Origin of the sequence: Hydrogenophilus thiooxidans (genome assembly GCF_019049855.1) — a bacterium.
Classification (GTDB): Bacteria; Pseudomonadota; Gammaproteobacteria; order Burkholderiales; family Rhodocyclaceae; genus Hydrogenophilus; species Hydrogenophilus thiooxidans.
Window position 1 is genome coordinate 1 of record NZ_JAHLSY010000072.1, and the last position, 612, is coordinate 612.

The 612-nt window shown below is 57.5% G+C and carries 2 protein-coding genes; one reads left to right on the forward strand and one right to left on the reverse strand.

Going from position 1 to position 612, the window contains the following annotated elements; genetic code table 11:
• The coding region (locus KUL93_RS11770) for an AAA family ATPase (protein ID WP_346731694.1) at positions 1-129 on the reverse strand (129 nt) is incomplete at its 3' end.
• Positions 130-267: 138 nt separating this feature from the next.
• Here KUL93_RS11770 and KUL93_RS11315 point away from each other — a divergent pair.
• A partial coding sequence (locus KUL93_RS11315; RefSeq protein ID WP_217127137.1) for an Rpn family recombination-promoting nuclease/putative transposase occupies positions 268-612 on the forward strand: 345 nt, incomplete at its 3' end.

The following is a 612-nucleotide window of genomic DNA, read 5'->3' on the forward strand; positions in this document are numbered from 1 at the left end:
AAGGAAGTAGTGGGTGCCGCTTTCGATGAGGCGCAGCGCATACGGGGTCTTGTCGACGTAGTAGTAGGCGTCGTGCTCGCGGATTTTCGCAAAGGTCTGAATCCCGATCGGGAGTTTTTTCCGGTTCACCACGCGGCCTTTTCCCTGCAACGCCCTTTCGGCAATTGTACGGCAAAAAAGCCACCCCCTCATCTTGTCCGATTCACGCTCCATGCCGTAGAATCTGGCGAACCCCCGGTTTTTCCGCGAAATGGTTTGTTCCACGCGATGACCCAAGCGCACGACACCGGCTACAAGCTCCTTTTTGCCCATCCCGAGATGGTGCGCGATCTGCTCATCGGTTTCGTTCCCGAACCGTGGGTGCAAACGCTCGACTTCTCGACCTTGGAGCGCATCAACGCAAGCTACGTCTCCGATAAGGGCGATGTGCGTCACGAGGATATGGTCTGGAAGGTGCGCTTCGAGAACCATTGGCTCTACGTCTATCTGCTTTTGGAGTTTCAGGCGCAGCCCGACCGCTGGATGGCGCTGCGCATGCTCGTCTATCTTGGGCTCCTCTATCAGGATCTGGTGCGCCGCAACGAATTGACGCCTGAGGGGAAGTTGCCGCCG